Genomic DNA, 18,322 nt, shown 5'->3' with positions numbered 1-18,322 from the left:
TGGATTAAAATTATTATGGAAATCCAACGTCGTGCGTCAGAAAATCGCCAGTATAACACAGATGCTGCGTTTGCCTTCGGTCTGTGTGCTTTGTTCCCAATATCATCGTCAGCCCTTTGCAGTTTGCGATAGCTGTATCCCTTTATTTCAACAAATTGGTCCGGCTTGTCGTTATTGCGCTCTTCCGCTACCCGATGAAACTTTTTTAAGCTGTGGAGTTTGTCTCAAAAAAAAACCGGCTATCGATAACACCATAACAGCTTATTTATTCGAAGAACCCTTGCGGACCCTAGTACATGAGTTTAAATATCATGAAGCACTTTATTTAGTGAGCTTTTTAGCACGGTTGATGTTGAACGCTTTACCTAATGGCGCCCTAGAAACACAATGTCTTGTTCCCGTTCCTTTGCATCCTAAGCGATTAAGGCAAAGGGGCTTTAATCAAGCAGCCGAACTTTGCAAATTTTTAGCGCGAAAATTAGATCTACCCTACGAATTGAATCTTTGTAAAAAGATTACTCATACAGCAGCGCAAGCCAGCTTAAATAAAAAGCAAAGAAAACAAAATCTACAACATGCTTTTCAAAGCCAATTGACCTCTTATCAACATATTACTTTAGTAGATGATCTGGTAACCACGGGAAGCACCGCCAATGAATTAGCGCTAGTTTTTAAGAAACAAGGCGTCGCTCAAGTTGATCTTTGGTGTTGTGCAAGAGCGGTTTAGTGCAAATAGCGCTGTAGATCATTCATCAACAGTTGCACTAACAAGACTGCAAAGATGATAAAGGCCAAGCGATGCAATAATACTTCAAGCGCAATGGGCACAGGCTTTCCACGCAATTTTTCTAGAAGGGTATAGATAATTGAGCCGCCATCCAATCCCGGGATTGGAAATAAATTAACGAAGCCCACTGCCAAACTTAAACTCGCAATAAAAGACAGAAAAACGGCAATGCCTTGAAAAAACGAACTAACCGAAGCAGCAAATAATCCCAGTGGACCCAATAAAACAGCAAAAGGAAGCACTCCTGTGATTAATTGTTTAAGCATGACCACAAAGAAAGTCAGTAAGCGGCCTAATTGCTTGATAGCATAGCCGGCGGAGGAACCAAAGGATTTACCCGCAACATGGTGGGTATGCAGCTTGGTAGCAGCAGGTTCAATCCCCAGGGCACTCAATAAAGAAGGCTCCTTTTTTTGATACTTCCATTGACTCAAATCTAAATTAACCTGATGTAAAGTTTCTTCATGATTACTAATCCAAACGGGTACCTTGGGTTTTCCCAACGCCATGATGAGACTCATGCCCACTTCTTGCCAAGAATTTGTTTTCCACCCCGCTACATTAACAATCCGATCATTCGCTTGCAACCCAGCTTCAGAAGCAATACTGGGGATAAATACTTTTTGAATAACTGGCCTTTGCTGTTCAAACCCAATCATAAATAAGAGGGTCAATGCAAACCAAGCGGTGAGCAAATTAGCTAAAGCCCCAGAAATTAAAATGATACAACGCATCCAAACGGGTTTTTTATCAAAACAAAGAGAGTAGTTTTTTTTAGGAACTTTTTCGATTCGTGAATTAAGTAAATGCACATAGCCGCCTAGTGGCCACAAAGCCCAAACCCACTCACGGCCGGATTTATCTTTATGAGTTAACAAAGGCTTGCCAAAACCAATAGCAATTCGCTTGATTTTTACACCGAACAATTTCGCTGCTAATGCATGACCTGCTTCATGGATACCAACTACTACAACTAAAGTGATAACCATGGCAAGTAACGCCAAGATCATGGACTCCCCCCTGGTCTACTTGCTTCTTTATGTTAAATCGTCTTTATTTAACCGTATTATCAACAACGAGTTGCAATAACGGCTGCCCTTTTCGCCCTTTTAACTCATGTCCTTTTCGGTAAACTTCAAATATTCGATAAGCCTGGCAGGTTTCGCTATCCACAAGCTCTACATCATCACCTTGATCATCGACTAAAGTAACCGTTAAATGCATTTCACGAAAATTTCCAATTTTATACCGCTCTTTAAACAAGCGCAGCACGCTCAATAAACTTTCCGCGGCCTCTTCACTATTGTGGTTACCTTGAAAAATGATATCCATTGCCACCCCTTATCAGGACGATACCTGTTCAAAAAGTGCTTACTAATGTTAGCGGCGCTAACCAAAAGTACTTGAGAAACCCATGTACAAATTTTAGCAAAAAAATGTTTTTTTAGAGCAACAGCGAATATTTCCTGGGTTTCTATTTTTTGAAATAAGCATTAGGGGAAAGTAAGTTAAATGGTCAATTTGCTCAAATACTGGTAGATGAAAATCTAACGACTCGTGAAATTACAAGAATTAAAAAAATCAGTCAATACAGAAAAAAGACATTTCAAGCTTATACAACCCACTCTTTTTGATTGAGGCTACAAATTTTTCCCCTAATGGTTTACAATCCCAGGATTATTCTGTGGGTCTTAAACTTCCTATGGTCTTTGTCGCTTGTGGACTAAATCATAAAACTGCTCCTTTGTCTGTGCGTGAAAAAATCGCACTGCCCCTGGCTATGCATGATAGCCTGCTTAATAATCTGGTTAATCTTAATGCTGTCAATGAAGCGGCTATTTTATCGACTTGTAATCGGACTGAAATTTACTGTGAAACCAATGAGCCGGAGAGCATCGCGTCGTGGCTGGCCCATCAGCATCAACTGTCAGCTGAATCTCTATCTCCTTACCTTTATATGCATCATGGCCCTGAGGGCATTCGCCACACTTTGCGTGTAGCAAGTGGTTTAGATTCTATGATGCTAGGTGAACCACAAATTCTGGGGCAAATGAAACAGGCTTACCAATATGCTTGCCAACTCGGAACAGTTAAAACTAATTTACGCCAAGTTTTTCAATACATTTTTAGCGCAAGCAAGCGCATCAGAAATCGCAGTGGTATCGGCAGTAACCCTGTCTCCATTGCTTACGCAGCCGTGCAACTTGTCGGTCAATTATTTTCTAATTTTAACGACTTAAACGTTTTTTTAATTGGCTCAGGCGAAACAGCCACTCTCGTCGCTAAATACTTACATAAACAAGGGGTTAGACGTTTTCTCATTGCAAGCCGCACGAGTGAAAATGCCAAACAGCTTGCAGCAGCATTTGATGGCGAGGCACTAACTATTGGCGATATTCCCCAATATCTTGCCCAAGCGGATGTCGTTATTTCAGCAACTGCTTGCCCTCTACCCTTTATTAATAAAAGTTTGGTTGAACACGCTTTGAGTAACCGAGCTAATGCGCCGATGTTTTTTCTCGACTTAGCGGTCCCTCGTGATATTGAGCCCGATGTCGCAGACTTAGAGAACGTTCACCTTTTTAATATTGATGATCTCCAATCCAAGATCGAAAAAGGCATGGACGAGCGCCGCTCTGCTGCCCTTCAAGCTGAACAATTAATCGAATCCGAATTAGACAATTATATTCGCTGGCATCGCTCATTGCGCGCTAAAGATGTCATTTGCGACTATCGTACTCGCATGCAAGATTTAGCACAGCGCGAATTACAGCGAGCCCAAGAAAAACTGCTTGCCGGCTATGGCCATGATAATGTCTTACAAGAATTTTGTGAGCGCTTACTCAATAAGCTGACGCATCTTCCAACCGTTGGCCTTCGCCAAGCAGCGCAGGATGGACGTGAAGAACTCCTCGATTTAGTCCATTATTTATTTAATTCCACCCTAACTCAAACATCTTATGAAGAAATCTCTTGAATCGAAACTCGAACAAATGCTCGAGCGCTTTCAGGAAGTAGGCCGCCTACTCTCGGAAGCATCTATCATTGCTGATCACGACAAATTTAAAAATTTATCAAAAGAATACGCACAACTGGAACCAGTCGCTAATTGTTACAATAGCTATGTGCAAACTCGCGATAACTTAAACTCCCTCCAAGAACTACTCGAAGGCGACGATAAAGAATTAGCTGCCCTGGCAACGGATGAATTGGACGCTGCGAAAGAAAAATTAGCGGTCTTGGATGAGGAATTACAATGGCATCTCATCCCTAAAGATCCAGATGATGAACGCAATATCTATCTTGAAGTAAGAGCCGGAACCGGCGGTGACGAAGCGGCAATTTTTGCCGGTGATTTATTCCGTATGTATAGTCGCTTCGCAGAAACGCAAGGCTGGCAAGTTGAAGTAGTCAGCTCCAGTCATGGGGAACATGGCGGTTATAAGGAAGTCATTGCGAGAATTAGCGGTCATTCCGTATATTCGCAATTAAAATTTGAATCAGGTGCTCACCGCGTACAACGAGTTCCTGAAACGGAATCGCAGGGTCGTGTTCATACTTCCGCCTGTACAGTCGCCATTTTGCCGGAAGTGGAAGAAATTGATGATATTGAAATTAATAACGATGAATTACGCATCGACACCTACCGCTCTTCAGGCGCTGGTGGTCAGCACGTCAATAAAACTGATTCTGCAATAAGAATTACGCATTTGCCAACAGGGCTAGTCGTTGAATGCCAAGATGAGCGTTCTCAACATAAAAATCGCGCGAAAGCCATGTCACTGCTCAGAACTCGTCTATTGGATGCCGAACAAACTAAGCAACGTCAGCAACAGGCTCAAACGCGTAAATCTTTAGTCGGTAGCGGTGATCGTTCCGAACGTATTCGCACTTATAATTTTCCCCAAGGGCGCTTAACCGATCACCGCATCAATTTAACGCTTTATCAATTGAATGAGGTCATCGCTGGGGATTTATCACCTGTAATTGATGCACTGAAACGCGAATATCATGCCGAATTACTTGCTGAGCTCGGACGACATGACTGAGATAAAAACGGCGCTATTACAAGCTACGGCTCAACTTGCCGCTGAAAGTGATAGCGCACGTTTGGATGCAGAAATTCTCCTTGCCCATGTCCTCATGAAATCACGCACCTATCTTTATACTCATCCAGACGAACAGTTAACCAAAGCGCAATGGCAAACCTTTCAGCAATTCCTATCTAAACGAGCTGAAGGGGTACCAATTGCCTATTTAACGGGTACAAGAGAATTCTGGTCCCTACCCTTAAAAGTTTGCGAAGATACTCTTATACCCCGTCCAGAAACCGAATTGCTCGTTGAACTTAGCCTAACCATGCTTAAGGATAAATTTCAAGCTCAAATTCTTGATTTAGGCACTGGAAGTGGAGCTATCGCCTTAGCCTGTGCTTCTGAGCGACCCGATTGGCAAGTGCTTGCCTGTGATTGCAGTCTCGCTGCTTTGCAGATTGCAGAAGAAAATGCGGCTCGGCTTAACCTCACTAATGTTGAGTTCTTCTATTCGAATTGGTTTGAAAAAATCGCTGAAACACAAAAATTTGACGCGATTATTACTAATCCCCCTTATATTGCAGTCGATGATCCCCATCTTGTTAGAGGCGATGTTCGCTTCGAACCAAGTTTAGCTTTAGTCGCTGGTAACAATGGTTTAGCAGCGATAAAATATATCATTCAACAGAGTCTTGCTAGGCTTCATCCGGGCGGGCTATTATTAGTTGAACATGGTTTTGATCAAAAATCTGCTGTACAGTCTATGCTTAATAATTATGGGTATAGCGAACTACAGTGTTGGCAAGACTGGCAAGGTAATGACCGAGTCAGTGGTGGTAAGCGATAAGGGTTGATGGCTGAACCGTTTTTTGATATACCTAGCGGTTTTCTATCGCATGCCATATTGGCTTGTTGGAGAGATACAAGAGCAGGAGGCATGATGCCAGAACAATTAATTGATTCAAACAATGAGAGTAAACAAAACGTGAAAAATGACGCCGTTAGCAGTATGGGAATAGCTCCTTATCAGGAAACTGAAGGCGAAGAGTACATGAACGAAAAGCAACTAGCACATATTGAAAAAATATTGCTTGCTTGGCGCCAATCCCTTATGGAAGAAGTAGACCGAACAGTAACTCATATGAAAGATGAGGCTGCTAATTTTCCCGATCCTTCCGATCGTGCGAGTCAAGAAGAAGAGTTTAGCCTTGAGTTGAGAACTCGTGATCGAGAACGTAAATTAATCAAGAAAATTGAAGATGCGCTTGAGCGCTTGCGTGATCAAGATTTCGGTTATTGTGAAGCCTGCGGTATCGAAATTGGCCTTCGCCGTTTGGAAGCACGCCCAACTGCTACGCTTTGCATCGATTGTAAAACACTTTCTGAGATTAAAGAGCGCCAAAACCAGGGCGGTTAGTAGTTAACTCTCAAATTAACCAGGATGGTCGATCGCTTGACGGCCATCCGACGCCAATAAATTTAATTTATTCTCACCCTGTAGGTCACCCCAAGTCCCGTAATCCCTACCTGAAGCATCCTCTGTTTTTTGGGCATGAATCTGTATTAATTACTCTCTTTATATGATTGTCAGCCCTGCAAAGGAGGGATAGCTCAACTTGGGATGCGGTACAGAGCAAGTTCTATTAACCAACCTTACAGCTAGATCACCATAGCTTGTGGTTTCATTGTCTCGTAATAGGCAGCTAACTCTGCGGGCATCTCTAAAGCATGTTCAGTTATAAATGAGGACAATTCATCTTCATCACCCATCTCGACACTCTCTCTTTTTAGAGCGAGGACGTCCAATATATCTTTTAGCCTACTACCGGAGCCAAAGAATTCATCCCTAATTTTATTGTGTACCAATTCAACGGCCCTAACTCTTATTGAATCAGTGCAACCCTCTGTTGCCGATAAGGTGGTTAGAAATTGAATTTCCAAATCCCTTTCGCTGCGTTGAAATTTCTGTTTTATCCATTTTATCCATCGCCAAAAGGAACTCATCGATTGATAGCCAGCCTGATACTTCTCATTAAGACTAGCCAAGCTGGCTTCTAAATCCTCATTTGGCGACGGCACTCTTAATTCTCTCTCGCTCAGGTATGAAGCACAGGCGTCGAGATCAGCAGAAAACTTATCAATCTTTTTTTGTAGAAATTGGATCGCATCCAACATATGTGAATAATGGGCCCTATCCCACTCTTCATTCTCTTCTTCACTCTCATACACTTCAATCCATTTTTGCTGACATTCCTGCAAGAGCTCAAGATGCCTTAGATAGCATTCAGCAACTTGTTCTAGTTTTTGAAGGAGACAATCATTCATTGAAAGATCTGCACCTGTTACTTGGTCTTTCCTATGTTCAAACTCCAAGTAACTAGATCCATATCTAGAGTTTGCACGAATCTCCGCATGTATCGAATTTATATTAGTCCAAGTAAGCTTTTCATAACTCTTCCAAAGTGCATTTTTTGCTTTATTCATATCCTTATCATCGGATCGGAAATCGCGACGCACACCTAGGCGCCCTTTCGCACGGGGATCTGTTTTGGAATACACAGCGAAGGGTTTAGCCAAATCTTGAAGCTTTTTTGCATTGACTTCAACTGCGCCTTTTAATTTTCGTACCCACTGTTCTTTAGACATATTTCCCCAAATTGCATATAAAATATCATAGAAGCACACGTTATAAACAAATAAAATAAGCAAAGCAATTTCAGGATGCAGTTAGGATAAAGTTCAGTCAAAGAGGTAAAACGAGGGGCTAAGTTAAATAAATGTTGGATCTTGTTGTAGCTCCAAAAATTAACCGTTCGGGCTCTGAGGTATCCCCGCGACATTAAATAGACTGTTTAGTTCATTGATCGTTTTGTTTATGCCGTTCGCTCTGAGGAAGCGCGCAGCGCTGTCTCGAAGTGTCGCAAAAATCCCCCTCCTTCGAGAACCTCAGGACAGGCCTTCGAGAACCTCAGGGCAGGCTTCGAGAACCTGAGGACAGGCCCTTCGAGCACCACAAGCCTTCGAGATGCACGCCATGCGTGCTCCTCAGGCTGAACGGAATAATGAATACAAACTCCCTAAATCATCATTTCGTGGGGATACCTCAGCCCGAACGGAGTCAGGTAAATATGAAAAATATCCTAGCCTGACGGCTATAAGCTACAAAGGGTCGCTCGCTCAGGCCAAGACCCAACATACGACTAGATAGTCAGAGTTTGTCGCGTCACTGTTTCATAATAGGCGGTTAATTGGGGAGGCATCGTTAAATTATGTTCATTAATAAATGAGCAAAACTCTTCTTCCTCACTCATCGCGACACTGTTTTCTTTTTGATCAAATATATCCGCTAAGATCTGTCTTAGCTTACTGCCTGAGCCAAAGATACTAGCTAAACCGAAGGTTTCTTTATCATAAATCTTATTGTGTAGTAAGGCGACGGCACGCATTCTTATTGCATCCGTGCAACCTTCAGTCTGCGATAACTTAGCCAGAAACTCAATCTCCTGCTCTCTTTCACTTTGTTGAAAAAACGGTTTTATCAGTCGCCAAAGAATATTCATCGACTTATAACCGGCAGTATATCGATCCTGAAGATCTGCCAAAATATCCTCTAAACTTTCTTCTGGCAGCGGCTCTTCTAAAAACTTTTCGCTAAAATATTGATAACAGTGATCTAGGTGTTTAAAAAAATCATCGATCTCGTTCTGTAATCCTTGAATAAAATGCTCTAGAAGCCCAGATTGAGCATGAGGATTGATCCCTTCTTCTTCGTCCTGTTTGTCAAACACTTCAACCCATTTACTCAGGCACTCCTGCATAATCTCGAGATGCCTTAAATAACGCTCCGCAGCTAATTCAAGTCTAGCCAAAATATCATCATTACAACGGGTTTCATCCAATGCTAGCAATTTCAGCGCTTTAAATTCATCACGGTAACCTGGTCCTCGGTATGCACCTAGTCCTCTATAAAGCGCGTCGTGGATTTCATCCATTCGCTCCCAATCAGGCGCTTCATAATAAGGATTCCAAATGTCATACCTTGCTGCGTCTATATCACTGAAATCTGCTATGAATGCAAAGAATCCCCCTGCTAATCCTTGTGCGCGTGCGCGAGAGTTTATTCTTCCATGAATGACGAAAAGTTTAGATAATTCTTTGAGTTTATTCTCATTGGCCTTAGCTAGGACTTTTAAATCCTTAACCCAAAACTTCTTTGCCTCAGCTAACTCTTCTATCGAGTATTTGCTTCGCATTATAATTCCTCAAATTGTTTATAAAATGAAAAAATAGGTTTATTGTAAACAAAGCAAATGAGATAAATCAATTTCTTAGCAACGATACACTTAAATTCAGCTCTAGTCTCTTGGATAGATCCACCATTTTAGGCCAAAACCGCCTCCGCCTTAGCCGCATAACGCTCTACAGCGCCTTTATTAGCCTCGAGCACAGAAGTCGCATTAGCGATCAAGCTTCTTTTACGACTTTCATCGCGATGTAACGCAACAATACGATCAATCAAATCATCCGCATTATCTGCAAGTTCAATCGCCTGTGCTTCCTGTAAATCGCGACAGATTGTTTTAAAATTATGAACTTGTGGCCCACAAAAAACTGGAACACGCATGGCAATAGGCTCTAAAACGTTATGCCCCCCTACCGGCACCAAACTTCCGCCAACAAAAGCGTAATCACTGATTTGATAAAAACCGAGCAATTCGCCTAAGGAATCTAAAACTACCACTTCATTCTGAGGGTTCAAGGTTTCGATTTTAGAGCGAAGGCCGGTATTAAAACCTTCATCCACACATAATTGATATACTTTTTGAAAACGCTCGGGATGGCGAGGAGCAATTAATAAAATCATATTGGCTAATCCCGCCTGCAACCTTTTTAAACGAGATAGCAGTTGCTGCTCTTCATCATCATGAGTGCTAGCAACCATAACAACCGTGCGCCCACTACCCCAGCAATTTTTTAATTGGGAAAAGATTTCTGAATTAATATTTTGTGTTTGTAAATCAAACTTCATATTTCCCAATACAGTGACTCGTCCTACATCAGCACCGAGGGATTTAAAGCGCTTGGCATCATCCTCGCTTTGAGTAAAGATGGCCTTAAATTGATTTAGTACCGGTTTGAATAAAAATTCAACTTTTTTATAGCCCTGACAGGAGCGATCGGACAACCGGGCGTTAATGAGAAAAAGCGGCACTTTTGCTTTTGTTGCATAATGAATCAAATTCGGCCAAAGCTCTGTTTCCACAAATAGTCCTAAACGCGGTTTGGTTTTCTTAAAAAAGCGGCTCACAACCAGGGGTAAATCATAGGGAACATAGCGATGACTTACTTTATCGCCGAAACGGACTTTCACGCGCTCTGCCCCAGTAGGCGTCATCGTAGTAATTAAAATTCGCCATTTCTTATCGAGGAGCGTATCAATCAAAGGGGTTACTGCAATTACTTCTCCCAAAGAAACAGCATGCACCCAAATATCAACTTCCGATGTAGGTCGTTTATCAAGGGAAAACCGTTCAGAGATGCGTTGCCGATAACTGGGCAAGCGACGCCCTTTCCACCAAAGACGAAAGATTAAATACGGAGTCAATAAGTACATTAGGAAAGAATAAATCCGACGCATAAGATTCTCTGATGAAAAACGATAATTATATACCCATTCTAACTGAAGATACTTTTTTTTTGCATTAACTAATATTTTTGAACCAGGGGAAAAATCAAAAAATACGCATATTAATTAAAAATTAATCTCAATAGCAGTGTCGTCCACGCTATTTTAAAGCTAAAATTAGAAATAACTGAAATTGGAATACGAGCTAATGAATTTTCGCCAATTTTTTATCAGCACTCAATGGTGGGGAAAACTGATTGGCGCCTTCCTAGGGTATCTAGTAGGAGGCTCCGCAGGCGCTCTCTTTGGTCTTTTGATTGGTAATTTTTTCGATCGTGCGCTTGTTGAATACTACAATCGGCCTGATTGGTATTATTATTCAGAAAAACGAGATGCTGTACAGAAAGTATTTTTCGAAGCCACCTTTTCGATTATGGGCCATCTTGCTAAAGCAGATGGACGAGTATCAGAACAAGAAATCCAAATGGCTAAAAACTTAATGGATGAGATGCGGTTAAATCGCGAGCAACGAACAGCAGCGCAGCAGTTTTTTAATGAGGGGAAAAAAATAACCTTCGATAAGATAGAAATACTTAATTCTTTAGAAAACGCCTGCCGTGATAACCCTGATTTATTGAAATTATTTATGGATATTCAATACCGTGCAGCGCTAACCGATGGCTTATCTGAAAGAAAAATCCAAGCACTTGATGTAATATTCCAACGTTTAGGCTTTGCCCCCCTACGCAGTCAATATCGCTTTTATGAAGATTTTGGTTTTCAAAATACTCGCAACTCCTCCCAATCGGGCAATCAACGCTCTTATACCTATAATCGCAGTCGTGGATATCAAGCTCCCCCCCAGCAAAATGGTTTAGCACATGCTTATGCCATACTGGAATTAAATCAAAATGCCAATAAACAAGAAGTGAAGCGAGCTTATCGACGCTTAATAAGTCGTAATCACCCGGATAAATTGATAGCCCAAGGTTTACCTGAAGAAATGATCAAAATTGCTAATGATAAAACACAAAAAATAACCAAAGCTTACGAACAAATTTGTACAAGTAAAGGTTGGTAATTTTTAAAAAGTTAGCAAAATATCTTATTGTTTCATTCTCAAAAGCGCCGAGTTGGAAAGCCTTTCATTGGCGTGACCGGCGGCTTCGCACGTTCAGTAGGACGTAAATGCTTCATCCATCCATGCAAATAAGCCACTAGCATTCGTCGATCATACAAATAATCATGAGTTGCTCCAGGAATTTGCATGACTTTGTATTGTGGATTCTGATTAGTCTTACGGCGTGCTGCAACCTGAGCTAAAACGGGTGCATAATCAAATTGACCGATGATATCCAGCACGGGAAAGGCTATTTTTTTCAGCATCTCTGGCTCGTCTTTTCCCATAGGCTCACTAAAAGCCGAGAGCAAAATCAATCCATTGACTTGTTTGGCTTGTAATTTGGAGAAATACCCTAATAAGACTTGTAATTGGGAACCATAATAAAGCAGCACTATCCGCTTATTTGTTTTTTGACGTAAATTCGACAGAGCATCAGGTAATTGTCCAATCCAGGCCATTCTATCTTTTTGTTGCGCATCCAGGATAGCAACAGACCAGCCCAATTTCGCAAATCGTTGCGCTAAATTAGTCGATATAGAAAAACCCTCCCCAAAAGGCTCTTCCTTTACAATCAGAATTCCGCCATATTGTTTTTTAGTTTGCGCCGGCCAAAAAGGCAAGCTTAATTTTTGCCCATTGGCTTGAATGTCAAGATTGTCAGCCTTACTCTCAGAAATTGTCAAAATGACCAATAAACAAATTCCGATAAATAGTCGCATTGTTAATTCGTCTTAGTGAGGAATAGATTAATAAAGCAAAATCTCTGCCTGATCTGTTAGATATTTCCGCTTGTGTTGCGATGAAGGAAATCTATTATTAAAAACTGTGTGCTGATGTAGGAGATTTTCCATCTATTATTGAGCACCGTTTGGGCTCTGAGATATCCCCAGAAAATTAAATAGACTTTTTAGTTCATGGATCGTTTTGCTTATCCCGTTCGCACTGAGAAAGCGCGCAGCGCTGTCTCGAAGTGTCGCAGAAGCCCCCCTTCGAGAGCCTCAGGGCAGGCCCTTCAAGAGCCAAGCCTTCGAGACGCACGCCCTGCGTGCTCCTCAGGCTGAACGGGATACAATGAATACAAATTGCTTAGGTACTCATTTCGTGGGGATACCCCAGAGCCCGAAAGGGTTATATTACTGAGCAAACTCAACACCTTCCGCATCCAAATTGGCTCTAGCATATTCAGCTAATAATTTATGGGCAGGAGCTGTAGGATGAACGGGGTCGAAAAAGAAATAGCCTTCGCAAATATCGTCTGAAGCATTGCGTTTAACTTGGGCTGCAATCCGAATAATGGAATTTCCTGTGGATTTATCAATCTTTGCGGCATAGCAAGTGTCATTGATATTAGCAAATCCATAACTCTCAGGAGAATTCAGCAATTTACTCATCTCGCTTTCGACATCTAAATAGATCCATTGCACTTCTGGATCTGTTTCTTTGAGCTGATTCACAGACTTACGTAAGAGCGAATTGTGTCGTTTACTAAAAAACGAGAGCGCTTTTTTCTCTTGAAACTCACTGGCAATCGGCGTTCTTCCTAAATCAGGTATATTGACAACCATGATATGTCTAGCCCCAGCCTTAGCTAAGCGCTTTATTCCTGTCATGATTCCATTATTGACATCGACTAGGGTATCTTCTGCACTTTCTGGAACGCCTAAGTAATTATTCGCTCCAATCCAGACGATATATAAATTATTTTCATCTGCTTTACCTTGGTGTGCGTTCAAATAGATATCGAGTTCCCGTTTTAAGGTCATTAGTACATCGCTTTCTTCATCGGAGATCCCTGCTCCACCAAAAGCATAATCAAACAAATGCTTTTCAGGATTCGTGGGAAAATAAGATTCAGTTAGACGCTCAACCCAAATAGGGCCATTGGAGAAGCGCCCTGCAAAATAGGGTGGGGATTGAGGTATTTTACGACCCATATATTCATAAAGATTGCCATTGTCAGATAAGCTATCACCAAAAATAACTATATTATTTAAAGGATTAGCCATAACAAGACCGGAAAACAAAAACGCAAATAAAGTAAATAGGACTCTCATCTGCAACCTTATCAATTAAATTCATTAACACAACGAACGGATTATAATATACAACATCCAAATCACTAGGCAATCAATTTTTTTTACACTATGAATATCTGAGCTGCTTTATTAGCGTAGATTCAACTCTTTTCGCTTAAATCCTCCTATAATTTAACCAAATATACCTCTTATTGAGATGAATCAATGCAAATTTCTCGAACTCTTTTAGCTAAAGCTGTCGAGGCAAACATTATCACTGAGCAACAGGCAAATGCCTTATTTGACTTTATTGAACAACAAACCGAACAAGGTCCCAATTTTACAATGACTAATGTGCTCTATTATTTGGGGGGATTAATTGCCATTGGCGCAATGACCTTGTTTATGAATCTTGGTTGGGAAATCTTTGGTGGATGGGGAATTTTTTTTCTCACCTTACTCTACGCGGTCATTGGTTTGTATTTATCCTCATTGTTTAAGAAAAAAAATCTTGTTATCCCGGCAGGAATATGTGCAACCTTTGTCATTGCTTTGACCCCTTTAGCGATTTATGGATTACAACGAGGCATGGGTTGGTGGCCGGATGAGACAACTTATCGCGATTACCATACTTTTATTAAATGGCATTGGATTTTTATGGAATTGGGTACCTTGATTGTGGGATTGATTTTGGCGTGGAGCTATCGTTACCCCTTTATGGTTATGCCAATTGCCGCGACGCTGTGGTATATGTCGATGGATTTAACTTCCATGCTCACTGGTGGTGATGCGAGTTATGATCTCAGCACCAAGGTGTCCATGTACTTTGGTTTATTAACTATTCTAATTGCCTTCTGGACTGATATAAAATCACGACATTCTGCGGACTATGCTTTTTGGCTCTATCTTTTTGGTGTAATGGCCTTTTGGGGTGGTCTAACTTGTCAACATTCGGATAGTGAATTATCGAAATTCTTCTATATGTGCCTGAATCTACTCATGATTGTTATAGGCGTTATTCTCGTTAGAAAAGTTTTTGTCATTTTTGGTGCCTTAGGTTGCAGTATTTATCTGGTACATCTTGCTTCAGAAATTTTCAAAGACAGCCTACTTTTCCCTTTTGTCCTCTCTTTGATTGGTTTAATCATTATTTATCTTGGTACTCTATGGCAAAAGCACGAGGCGTTAATCACACAAAAAGTCCAATCCATTCTTCCGAAAGCAGTACGAGAACTGTTACAGGCACGGCATTGAGTTTAAACTCAACATGAAAAAAAGCTTTTCTGATTCCAAAAACTACTGTATAGTTTTTTTATAAACACTTTTTTTACTTAACAATGCTACTATATCGCATCACCAATCTTACTATTATTTCTCGTCATATTATCGGCTGATAGCCGATCCCATACTCTCATATTCAAAATTTATCTCCAAAAACTCTTTTAAACACCAAGCGATAAGGTGACTTATGACCTACCAGAAAAAAAATTACCTACCCTATTCCATGTGGCTTTTACCACTACTTTTTTTTGCTTACCAATTTATCTTGCGCTTATGGCCAGGTTTGATGATGCAGCAAATTATGGGGCAATTTTCTATTGATGCCAGTCATTTTGGTTTTCTTGCTGCACTTTATTACTATGGTTATTCTGGTATGCAAATTCCGGCTGCTATTCTGCTTGAACGTTTTAGTACTCGCTCCGTAATTTGTTTCTTTGCCCTACTTTGTGGTCTGGCCACTTTAACCTTCACCTACACCAATAATTGGTATCTGGCCTGTCTAAGCCGTCTATTGGTGGGTGCTGGATCAGCCATTGGTTTTCTTGGCGTCTCTAAAGTTGTATCGGAATGGTTCCCTAAAAGCCGCTATGCCAGAATGGTTGGTCTCTCTTTTTCTTTTGGGCTTCTTGGTGCAATTTATGGTGGCAAACCCATTAGTTTACTCGTTGCAAATTATAGTTGGCAAACGGTGGCTTCGTGTTTGGCTGTGGCTGCCCTTTTACTTGGTTTTACCGTTTATTTTTTCTTGTCAACTCCTGCACAAGGCATTGATTCCGACGCTGAAAATCAATTCAAACTTGGCTATTTTAAAACGCTCCTTTCCTCGCCGCTTATATGGCTTTTAGCGATCGCTAATTTTCTGATGGTAGGGTCTTTAGAAGGGTTTGCAGACGTTTGGGGAGTTTCCTATTTGATGACTGCCTTTCATTTACCTAAAGGAGATGCAGCACAATTAGTCTCGTTTATTTTTATCGGTATGTTGTTTGGCGGTCCCTTGCTGGCCTTTTTTAGCAATCGATTTGGTAATTATTTTACCATCAGCTCGGCGGGTATGCTGATGGCGATTGCCTTCTTATTATTGCTATCCACTTCAGAATATAACTGGTTTTGGTTAGCGGGCTTATTCTTTGTCATTGGTGTCATGTGCTGTTACCAAGTGATTGTTTTTGCTGCCGGCGCCGACTTAGTCAGCCGCAAGTTATTGGGAGTTACGGTTGCTTTTCTTAACTGCATTAATATGCTGGGCGGCTCGTTTTTTCACACGCTTATTGGGCAGCTTATGGACTCCAGCTGGGCTGGCGAAATGAGCAAAGACGGATTAAAGTTATATACTCTAAATTCTTATTATTCATCCTTAAATATGATTCCCTATTGCGCAATACTTGGCGCTTGCCTCTGTGGACTTCTTGGTTATTTATTACGTAGCCAGCGAGGGGTAGAGCAAAAATTAAGCGAAGCGGAGCTTTGAAAGCTGGCCTGGTGAGCAAAGCCAGCTTTGCTGCCTAATTAAATGCAAGAAGAGAGGTACGCCCGCTTCGTAGCGGGCTTTTATTGTGATCTTGAAATCAGGGTAATTCTTCAAAATTTAACCTGAAGTTTTCAAAGCATCGAAAAATTAATTTTTTTCTTGCGCAACGCCTAAAGACGTTAATTTTAATTGCCTACCACAAACCCATGCCTTATTTAAATCTTGAAAAACTTCTTTAGACATGCCTTTAGGTAAACGAACTGTTGAATGATCATCATGAATTTTCAGTCCAGTAATAAAACGGCTTTGCAATCCTGCTTCATTAGCGATTGCACCAACAATATTACCTGGTTTTACTCCATGAACCCGACCTACTTCAAGACGGAATAATTCTTGTGGGTGATCATCACGAAAATTCTTTCTATCGCCTTTTCCACGCTCACTCATTCCCCGACTTGAGCCACGGCCAGATTTAAAGTCGCCATCCCTAACTCGCGCTTCTTTAGCAGCACGGGGAGCTTTTGGAAATTCTTGTTGCCAAGGTTTATCTTGATTGAGCATGAGCGCCAATGCTGCTGCCACATCCACTGGCGATGCTTCGTTATTTTTAAGGAATTCTTCAATAATTCGCTGATAAGCAGGAAGGTTCTCATGTTGCAAGCGAGAAGTGATATTCGCCATAAAGCGCTGCTGTCGCGCGATTTGAATCAGGTGATCATTTGGCACAGTAATTTTTTCAATGCGCTGACGAGTATGACGTTCAATAGTATTTAAAATACGTGACTCTTTAGGGGTAACAAATAAAACCGTCACTCCACTGCGTCCCGCTCTTCCTGTACGTCCTATGCGATGCACATAAGTTTCACAATCATGAGGAACATCATAGTTGATAACATGGGTAACGCGTTCAACATCTAAACCACGAGCAGCCACATCAGTTGCAACGAGAACATCAATTACACCCTGTCTAAATTGTGCAATAATTCGCTCACGCAACGCTTGAGTGATGTCTCCATGGATTGCCATAGCGCGATAACCTTGTTGTTGTAACAACTCAGCAACTTCTTCGGTACTGCTTTTAGTACGCACAAAAACGATGACGCCTTGATAATCTTCAACAGCCAAAATGCGTAGCAAGGCATCTGGTTTCTGAGCGACAGAAGCAAAGACAAAACGTTGTTCGATGCTTTTTACAGTTGCGGTTTCTGCGCGAATCTCTACGGAAACAGGGTCATTCAAATAGTTATTGGCGATTTTACGAATCTGATAGGGCATCGTTGCTGAAAATAAGGCCATTTGCTTTGCAGAAGGTAATTTAGCGAGAATGGTTTCAACGTCTTCAATAAAGCCCATACGCAACATTTCATCTGCTTCATCAAGAATGAAGGTAGAAAGTTGACCAAGCTGCAAGGTTCCTCGATCAATATGATCTAAAATCCGGCCAGGTGTACCTACTACCACTTGCGCCCCATCCCGTAATTGCTTTAATTGACGGCGGTAATCTTGACCACCGCAAAGAACAGAAACAGTAATATTTTGACGGGCACTCAATAATTCAAATTGCTCAGCAACTTGAATGGCCAGTTCACGAGTTGGCGCTAAAATTAAGGCTTGCGTCGCTTGCGAATTGTGGGACAAACGTTCAAGAATAGGCAATGCGAAAGCAGCCGTTTTACCCGTACCTGTTTGCGCCTGAGCAATTAAGTCACGGCCTTGAAGTAATAAAGGGATAGTTTGTGCCTGAATAGGTGAAGGTGTTATAAACTTCATATCCTCAAGTGCTTTTAATAAATTACTAGATAAATTGAGGTCCGCGAAGTTTAGAGATTGTGGTGTCATATGAAGTTCCAAAAATAAAGCAATAATCAAAAAATGGGTTTAGTAATGTAAAATTTGCTCAGTATAATAACAAAATAAGCAAGATTATGCACGAAATTTTATTCTTTACTCTTCTGAATGAACTGAGCAAAAAAAGAAAAACTGCAAAT

16 protein-coding genes are annotated in these 18,322 nt (G+C 41.2%); 8 read left to right on the top strand and 8 right to left on the bottom strand.

Annotated elements, in window-relative coordinates:
• Positions 1 to 31 precede the first annotated feature (31 nt).
• On the top strand, positions 32 to 727 hold the full coding sequence (locus Lnau_RS12285) for a ComF family protein (RefSeq protein WP_238585977.1): 696 nt from the start codon (positions 32 to 34) through the stop codon (positions 725 to 727).
• Here Lnau_RS12285 and Lnau_RS12280 read toward each other — a convergent pair.
• Positions 724 to 1,797 (bottom strand): M50 family metallopeptidase, encoded by a 1,074-nt coding sequence (locus Lnau_RS12280; RefSeq protein WP_058505443.1) that lies wholly within the window; start codon positions 1,795 to 1,797, stop codon positions 724 to 726. The genes Lnau_RS12285 and Lnau_RS12280 overlap by 4 nt on opposite strands.
• 43 nt (positions 1,798 to 1,840) lie before the next feature.
• Entirely contained in the window at positions 1,841 to 2,119 is a 279-nt protein-coding gene (locus Lnau_RS12275) for a hypothetical protein (RefSeq protein WP_058505442.1), read from the bottom strand.
• A gap of 370 nt (positions 2,120 to 2,489) precedes the next feature.
• Between Lnau_RS12275 and hemA the strand changes: the two genes are divergently transcribed.
• The 4 genes from hemA (at position 2,490) to dksA (ending at position 6,238) form a co-directional block, all read left to right on the top strand.
• Positions 2,490 to 3,764, top strand: a complete 1,275-nt coding sequence (hemA, locus tag Lnau_RS12270) for a glutamyl-tRNA reductase (protein ID WP_058506002.1) — start codon at positions 2,490 to 2,492, stop codon at positions 3,762 to 3,764.
• Complete coding sequence (gene prfA / locus Lnau_RS12265; protein ID WP_058505441.1) at positions 3,748 to 4,836, top strand: peptide chain release factor 1; 1,089 nt, start codon at positions 3,748 to 3,750, stop codon at positions 4,834 to 4,836. The genes hemA and prfA overlap by 17 nt, the downstream gene beginning before the upstream one ends.
• Entirely contained in the window at positions 4,829 to 5,668 is an 840-nt protein-coding gene (gene prmC, locus Lnau_RS12260; RefSeq protein WP_058505440.1) for a peptide chain release factor N(5)-glutamine methyltransferase, read from the top strand. The genes prfA and prmC overlap by 8 nt, the downstream gene beginning before the upstream one ends.
• Before the next feature lie 93 nt (positions 5,669 to 5,761).
• Positions 5,762 to 6,238 carry an RNA polymerase-binding protein DksA gene (gene dksA / locus Lnau_RS12255; protein ID WP_058496509.1) on the top strand — a complete coding sequence of 159 codons (477 nt, stop codon included), beginning with the start codon at positions 5,762 to 5,764 and terminating at the stop codon, positions 6,236 to 6,238.
• A 242-nt stretch (positions 6,239 to 6,480) separates the two neighbouring features.
• On the opposite strand, the gene Lnau_RS12250 is transcribed toward dksA, so the two are convergent.
• The 3 genes from Lnau_RS12250 to waaA form a co-directional block, all read right to left on the bottom strand.
• Entirely contained in the window at positions 6,481 to 7,467 is a 987-nt protein-coding gene (locus Lnau_RS12250; protein ID WP_058505439.1) for a hypothetical protein, read from the bottom strand.
• 554 nt (positions 7,468 to 8,021) lie between these two features.
• Positions 8,022 to 9,074, bottom strand: a complete 1,053-nt coding sequence (locus Lnau_RS12245) for a hypothetical protein (RefSeq protein ID WP_058505438.1) — start codon at positions 9,072 to 9,074, stop codon at positions 8,022 to 8,024.
• Positions 9,075 to 9,202: 128 nt separating this feature from the next.
• Positions 9,203 to 10,459: a lipid IV(A) 3-deoxy-D-manno-octulosonic acid transferase gene (gene waaA / locus Lnau_RS12240; protein WP_058505437.1), complete on the bottom strand. Its 1,257-nt coding sequence runs from the start codon at positions 10,457 to 10,459 to the stop codon at positions 9,203 to 9,205.
• 196 nt (positions 10,460 to 10,655) lie between these two features.
• On the opposite strand from waaA, the gene djlA reads away from it, so the two are divergent.
• Positions 10,656 to 11,528: a co-chaperone DjlA gene (gene djlA, locus Lnau_RS12235; protein ID WP_058505436.1), complete on the top strand. Its 873-nt coding sequence runs from the start codon at positions 10,656 to 10,658 to the stop codon at positions 11,526 to 11,528.
• Between the two features lie 38 nt (positions 11,529 to 11,566).
• Here djlA and Lnau_RS12230 read toward each other — a convergent pair whose 3' ends face one another.
• Positions 11,567 to 12,289, bottom strand: a complete 723-nt coding sequence (locus tag Lnau_RS12230) for an alpha/beta hydrolase family protein (RefSeq protein WP_058505435.1) — start codon at positions 12,287 to 12,289, stop codon at positions 11,567 to 11,569.
• A gap of 414 nt (positions 12,290 to 12,703) precedes the next feature.
• Positions 12,704 to 13,624: a GDSL family lysophospholipase PlaA gene (gene plaA, locus Lnau_RS12220; RefSeq protein ID WP_058505433.1), complete on the bottom strand. Its 921-nt coding sequence runs from the start codon at positions 13,622 to 13,624 to the stop codon at positions 12,704 to 12,706.
• Positions 13,625 to 13,810: 186 nt separating this feature from the next.
• Here plaA and Lnau_RS12215 point away from each other — a divergent pair, with 186 nt between their 5' ends.
• Together Lnau_RS12215 and Lnau_RS12210 are read left to right on the top strand one after the other, a co-directional pair.
• Positions 13,811 to 14,839, top strand: coding sequence for a hypothetical protein (locus tag Lnau_RS12215; RefSeq protein WP_058505432.1), 1,029 nt, complete (start codon positions 13,811 to 13,813; stop codon positions 14,837 to 14,839).
• 214 nt (positions 14,840 to 15,053) lie between these two features.
• Positions 15,054 to 16,334: an MFS transporter gene (locus Lnau_RS12210; RefSeq protein ID WP_058505431.1), complete on the top strand. Its 1,281-nt coding sequence runs from the start codon at positions 15,054 to 15,056 to the stop codon at positions 16,332 to 16,334.
• Positions 16,335 to 16,481: 147 nt separating this feature from the next.
• Here Lnau_RS12210 and Lnau_RS12205 read toward each other — a convergent pair whose 3' ends face one another.
• A complete protein-coding gene (locus Lnau_RS12205; protein ID WP_058505430.1) occupies positions 16,482 to 18,173 on the bottom strand; it encodes a DEAD/DEAH box helicase in 1,692 nt (563 codons plus the stop codon).
• Between the last annotated feature and the right edge of the window lie 149 nt (positions 18,174 to 18,322).

The sequence above is a fragment of the Legionella nautarum genome, assembly GCF_001467895.1.
GTDB lineage: Bacteria > Pseudomonadota > Gammaproteobacteria > Legionellales > Legionellaceae > Tatlockia > Tatlockia nautarum.
The sequence above is the reverse complement of the archived record's forward strand: the minus strand, read 5'-3'. Positions and strand labels throughout refer to the sequence as shown.

What these genes read in the sequence shown, in the direction of transcription:
- Lnau_RS12280 (WP_058505443.1), bottom strand. Translation starts at nt 1,797, where the DNA reads ATGATCTTGGCGTTACTTGCCATGGTTATCACTTTAGTTGTAGTAGTT.
- Lnau_RS12275 (WP_058505442.1), bottom strand. Translation starts at nt 2,119, where the DNA reads ATGGATATCATTTTTCAAGGTAACCACAATAGTGAAGAGGCCGCGGAA.
- Lnau_RS12210 (WP_058505431.1), top strand. Translation starts at nt 15,054, where the DNA reads ATGACCTACCAGAAAAAAAATTACCTACCCTATTCCATGTGGCTTTTA.
- Lnau_RS12250 (WP_058505439.1), bottom strand. Translation starts at nt 7,467, where the DNA reads ATGTCTAAAGAACAGTGGGTACGAAAATTAAAAGGCGCAGTTGAAGTC.
- dksA (WP_058496509.1), top strand. Translation starts at nt 5,762, where the DNA reads ATGCCAGAACAATTAATTGATTCAAACAATGAGAGTAAACAAAACGTG.
- Lnau_RS12230 (WP_058505435.1), bottom strand. Translation starts at nt 12,289, where the DNA reads ATGCGACTATTTATCGGAATTTGTTTATTGGTCATTTTGACAATTTCT.
- waaA (WP_058505437.1), bottom strand. Translation starts at nt 10,459, where the DNA reads ATGCGTCGGATTTATTCTTTCCTAATGTACTTATTGACTCCGTATTTA.
- hemA (WP_058506002.1), top strand. Translation starts at nt 2,490, where the DNA reads ATGGTCTTTGTCGCTTGTGGACTAAATCATAAAACTGCTCCTTTGTCT.
- prfA (WP_058505441.1), top strand. Translation starts at nt 3,748, where the DNA reads ATGAAGAAATCTCTTGAATCGAAACTCGAACAAATGCTCGAGCGCTTT.
- Lnau_RS12245 (WP_058505438.1), bottom strand. Translation starts at nt 9,074, where the DNA reads ATGCGAAGCAAATACTCGATAGAAGAGTTAGCTGAGGCAAAGAAGTTT.
- Lnau_RS12205 (WP_058505430.1), bottom strand. Translation starts at nt 18,173, where the DNA reads ATGACACCACAATCTCTAAACTTCGCGGACCTCAATTTATCTAGTAAT.
- djlA (WP_058505436.1), top strand. Translation starts at nt 10,656, where the DNA reads ATGAATTTTCGCCAATTTTTTATCAGCACTCAATGGTGGGGAAAACTG.
- plaA (WP_058505433.1), bottom strand. Translation starts at nt 13,624, where the DNA reads ATGAGAGTCCTATTTACTTTATTTGCGTTTTTGTTTTCCGGTCTTGTT.
- Lnau_RS12215 (WP_058505432.1), top strand. Translation starts at nt 13,811, where the DNA reads ATGCAAATTTCTCGAACTCTTTTAGCTAAAGCTGTCGAGGCAAACATT.
- prmC (WP_058505440.1), top strand. Translation starts at nt 4,829, where the DNA reads ATGACTGAGATAAAAACGGCGCTATTACAAGCTACGGCTCAACTTGCC.